At 36.7% G+C, this 4,910-nt stretch carries 5 protein-coding genes; all 5 read right to left on the bottom strand.

Features of this window, described 5'->3' with window-relative positions; all coding sequences use genetic code 11:
- Positions 1 to 236: 236 nt before the first annotated feature.
- The gene (locus B147_RS32335) at positions 237 to 824 is read right to left on the bottom strand and encodes a zinc ribbon domain-containing protein (RefSeq protein ID WP_020586341.1); all 588 of its coding nucleotides are present in this window, start codon (positions 822 to 824) and stop codon (positions 237 to 239) included.
- 154 nt (positions 825 to 978) lie between these two features.
- A complete protein-coding gene (locus B147_RS0106060; protein ID WP_020586340.1) occupies positions 979 to 2,226 on the bottom strand; it encodes a hypothetical protein in 1,248 nt (415 codons plus the stop codon).
- Positions 2,210 to 3,157, bottom strand: a complete 948-nt coding sequence (locus B147_RS0106055) for a S66 peptidase family protein (RefSeq protein WP_020586339.1) — start codon at positions 3,155 to 3,157, stop codon at positions 2,210 to 2,212. Before B147_RS0106055 ends, B147_RS0106060 begins: the two co-directional genes overlap by 17 nt.
- A gap of 5 nt (positions 3,158 to 3,162) precedes the next feature.
- A complete protein-coding gene (locus B147_RS0106050; protein WP_020586338.1) occupies positions 3,163 to 4,017 on the bottom strand; it encodes a hypothetical protein in 855 nt (284 codons plus the stop codon).
- The gene (locus B147_RS0106045; RefSeq protein ID WP_020586337.1) at positions 4,010 to 4,549 is read right to left on the bottom strand and encodes a 2'-5' RNA ligase family protein; all 540 of its coding nucleotides are present in this window, start codon (positions 4,547 to 4,549) and stop codon (positions 4,010 to 4,012) included. Before B147_RS0106045 ends, B147_RS0106050 begins: the two co-directional genes overlap by 8 nt.
- Positions 4,550 to 4,910 lie beyond the last annotated feature (361 nt).

Raw genomic sequence — 4,910 nt, 5'->3', positions numbered from 1 at the left:
CTTGGTATTGCTCACCAGGATGCCATGCTATGCGGCAATGCCCGCAAAAAGTATTGGCACATGAGTAAAATCAAATGGGTGGCCATTGCCATGCCTGAACGATATTTTATTGATCAAGGATTATATCTGCCTGGGAACTGATTCATAAAATCAGCCGAACCGCCCTGGTACGAGATCCGTATGCCGGGTGGTGTGGGAGGGCTCCTCAGTGATGGGGAGTCCTATCCCGATTATGTTTATTTTGTTCTTGACTTTATGTATGCATAGTCAACTTTGCCGCCTGCCGGAAAAATAGACACCTCAAGAAGCCCATTTTTGTTTTGCCACCGCATTACATTGGAGTTGCTGAATGAAGGCGTGGATTTAGGAAGGCCAATGAATTCTAAGGCACCTTCGCCATAAGGGACCGCGTTTAACTGATTTACCGTTATCCAATCCGCTTTTTGGTTTATAAATACTATTTCCACTTCAGCCTTTGAATAAACGCACTTCTCGCCATATTTCGTTGATGAGCATGATTTAGGAGAGCCAATAATTGATGCAACCTCATTTTTTGACTTTCCTGTAACTGACAATACATCAAAAACCGGTTCTGCCTTCTGCTTGGGCGCTGGGGCCACCTTCGTTTGATTGGTGTTAGGCGGGCTTGGTGTTTGAGATGAATTACCTGAAAATAATGAATACAAGAACACGCCAAACACAATTAGAACGAGAAGCTTACCTAGGCTATATTGTTTCGGGCCTTGCGGTGCGCCACACTTTGGGCATGTTTTGGCTTTCTTGCTGATCTCAGCCCCACATTCTTTACACTTCACTAATGCCATATCGGCCTCCGTTCTTTTGAAACATAACGGGGAGCTCAGCTGGCCGGGGGGCATACAGCCGAGCACGTTCTAAAAGCCAAGTTTTTTCAAAAACCAAACACTTTCAAAGAGCCGCTATCTCCCCCCGGTCAGCTGCAGCGTTTTGTTGGGCACTTTATCTGAAACTTGGATTGCGATTTTTAATATACCTACCTCTTCCAACATTATTTTCTTTAGGGTATGAGTACCAGTAATCGTTAGACCCAAAATAGCTTTCGGAGCCATCAAATTTTGCGTGAAAAAGGTCCTTTACTTGATTACAAAGTGACTTAAAAGATATTTGAGTAATTTCAGAGTATCTCTGAATCAATGGTTTAAAAATATAGTGCGAAAGCTTGAAGTCATATGCAAAACTTCTTCTTTCAAAAATATCTTTCCCAAACACACCATCAAGAGATTTATATGAGCAAAACATAGTGTGCAATTTTTTTCCATTTCTCACTTCAAAATCAACAAAAGCGTCCCCTAAATCACGGAAAACCACCCTTGTTTTTAACTCTTCAATATCAAATTCAAATAAGACGTTTTGTGCATTGCATTCAGGTATAAGTCCTAACTCTATCGATAAATACAAGTATGAATCCAATAAAGGGCTAATGAATAGCGATACAAATAAATGCGGATCAACACCAATGCAATCTATTATGCATTTTAGTAAATTATTATCATACCCCCTTTTGTTGGAGCGTGCTATGAGAGAGAAAGCGGGCAATAACAACTTACTTTTTGGGGGTAAAATAGGACGTGGTGTAAATTCACGGAATATTGTTCCAAACCCTGTGTTAGTCACCTTGTCATTGTAAAAAATTCCACCAAAATCATACAAAAAACCTGTAGTTGGTGGAAAATTTTTACAGTGAAAATAAAATTCCTTTGATTTTTCTAAACTAGACAACCATTTGTAAATGCTTAAATCTCGAGGAAACCTCCCAATGATTTTCGGAAAATGAAGTTTAATGTAATGAGGTTTTTTTGTGTCATCCCATAAAACAGTTCTTCCGGATGATGTTGGTTGGACTTTAATTGTCGTTTGCTTCTTAGATGCTAAACTTGGACAGCTTGATAGAATTGCACTCAGTACCTGAGGATGAACAGGGACTGGTAACTTATTTTCATTTATGAATTCTGCTTCAAAAAAATCTGGGAGATTTCCAATTTGCACATGATCAAGTCTTCTGCAAAGATACACTGGAAGCTTAAAGTGCTTTTTGTTATTGAAGGGGTGATACTCTGGAGCTATTCCTTTATTGAATCCGCTTGGAGAGCCATCATTCGCATAACGCTCAAGATCAATAAAGCAGTCGCACAATTCTTTATAGGATTTAGTATCCCCTTTTACAAAATAATCACCTAATGGATTCATATAATTCATCTTCCGGCTGTAGCATATTGTCAGATTCTGTATTTAGAGTTACTCGTAGTCCAATTGGAAAGGTTGGATTGTAATAAAAGCCATGGCCAAAAGCATTTGTTGATAAAATAGGTATTTTTTTATTTTCAAAATAATCAATAAGAAATTTTTCAAAAACCTCAAATTCCTGTTTATCAATTTTTGTCATTGCCCCCACGATAACACCAACTACTTTTTTTGCAAAACCAGTCATTTTTAAATGCTGTAAATGCTGCCTTGTCTTATAGTAATCCAAAGATGCTGATTCAAAGAAAAAAATAATTTTTTCAAATGAAGGCATGTTTTTTGTTCCAGAAAGTCCCAACGTGAATGTTCCTAAGCTACCACCAACCAATGTTCCCACAGATTTTCCAGGTTGAATAGTATGAATCCTACACTCATCTTTTTTGGGAAGCAATTGAGTAATTTTGGAATAGGATAAATTGTTAAATGGCAAACCTGTTTCTTTAGTTTGATTTAGTTTACCAAGTACATTAGGTCCATGAAAAGTTACTATTCGAGAATGTTCTGTAATAGCATTTAATAAAACTGCTATGTCGCTAGTGCCAATAATTGGTTTATTATTTTTTCGAATCAAACCATAGTCTAACTTCTCTAATAGATCATTGGAGTTTTTCCCCCCCCATACGGCAATTAAGATATCGAGTTTGGGGTTTTGGAGTTTTGAATTAAATTCTGTTATTCTTTCTTGAGTTGTCCTAAGTGTTTCCCATTTATTAAACACTTCATCTTCAATAGTTTCAGGAAAAAATCCCCATGATTTTAGTAAGTCAATCCCCTTATTAACATATTCAATACGCCGTGGTAGGACTGGATCGGAAGGAGCAAAAAAGCCAACTGTGCCACCTTCATTAATTCTTTTAGGGTAAATAATTTTTTGCATTTTTCTCAGCTTTCTTTCTGATAATAGTCAATGTTTCTTTTTAGAAAGTGAGCAAATTCACTTTGAGTAGAGGTGCCTTTTATGGCTATCCACGGACTTTGAGATCCTCTAATATCAGGAGTTCCGTATGAAAAAAACAGATAAATGTCATCAAATTTGATAACTGAGAGCATAGGGCAAACAGCTGTTTTTTTGATTTTTAGCCTATTCAATGCATTATTGTTAACACTTCGACTCAAAACACTTTCTATTTCTGCTGGATATCTAGTTACCCATTGATCATCATAATTGATACCGAGCTTTAAATGGCATTCTTTTTCTTCTTTGATTCTGTTTTGAACACCGACATTACTCTCTGACCCAAAATAAATACTAACTCTTACGTTATCCTCTTCGTTTAAGCGATTTGATATAGCATTTAATATATCTCTATTATGTGCAAGCAACCCCAATCCAAGACCACATGCAATTATTTCTGATTTTGTTGATTTAATTAGCCTTAATATAAATGTTGCCAAATTAGGATCATTTGCTGATTTGAAAACTCGGATTATTCCTTCTTCTATAAACCTTTTAGCTATTAAATTTTCGTTTTGCACAAATCTTGTTTGATATTGGTCAAAAATGATTCCTATCAGTGATGAAGCGAGGAAAGCTCCAGAGCACAATAAGCAAAGTTCAAAAATAATAGCATCAGCGACTTCTGAGATCATCGATTCAGTTGGCGAGGAATATAGGTTTTTTAAAACAATAATTATTAACATCAAAAGAAAAGCAACAAAACCACCTACTCTGACAAAAGCACGATAAATTTTTTGTGAAGCTCTCCAATCGTCAACCAATTCTGTATTGTCATGCATCGGTTATCCCAATATTTGCAGGTTCAATAGGATCAAAGGTGATTCCAAGACCAATTCCTAAAGTTGTTTCTACAGACTTTAAGCGTATAGGTTCATATGAAAAAGGAAAATTATTAATTGAATTTCCTTTAGTTGTATGAGCCACGGTTATATGAGGTCTATACATGTCATAAGTATCGTTTTTTATACTGCTAAATGGTTCAATGATATTGATAATTGTTCTTTGCAAATTTAACAACTCTTGCCCTTTAAGAACTGATATTTCTATCCATGCTCCTCCGTTACTTGAAGGTAAGATAGTAATCCCAGAAAAATATAACTCTGGTGTTTTACTGATTTTTAACATACATGGTTTCCAGATTTCATTAATCATTGAAGGATCAATATCGAATTGGGCAACTGTCATATGTGGAATGGCATTTTTACCCACAACAAAATCTGAATGAATATCTTTACATAATAATTGAGAGTACTTTGCTATTTTTTCAGAGACGTCATTGTTAAAAATTAGTGCGATATTAAATCTTTGCATAATAAAATCCTTTTAAATATTGTTGATCATTTGACTAAAAAATAACTATTGCAAAGCACAGATACAAGGTGAGCCAAGTATTTGTGAAAGCCTCTCGCGGTAGGAACGCCAGTTACCCAGCGCCCCCCGCACAGACCCGGACGTGCGGTTTTCCCGCATCCGGTTCCTCGGTTATACTCGCTTTCGTATAAGACATCTGTTCATGTGAATACTCGATGTTGCCTGTTCACAATTCTCATCTTTGGTTTGGCAATACCCAAAAGGTCTATCGCTTTTGTGAAAATCTTCAAGGTGAAGCTTTTACGCTTCCCTCCACGGCGATTCAGCCATTTGAAGGCACATGCTTCAGCCCAGCTATAAA

Source organism: Desulfobacter curvatus DSM 3379 (assembly GCF_000373985.1).
In the GTDB taxonomy this organism is placed as follows: domain Bacteria; phylum Desulfobacterota; class Desulfobacteria; order Desulfobacterales; family Desulfobacteraceae; genus Desulfobacter; species Desulfobacter curvatus.
Note: the sequence above shows the minus strand (reverse complement) of the source record. Positions and strands in the feature narration are given on the sequence as shown.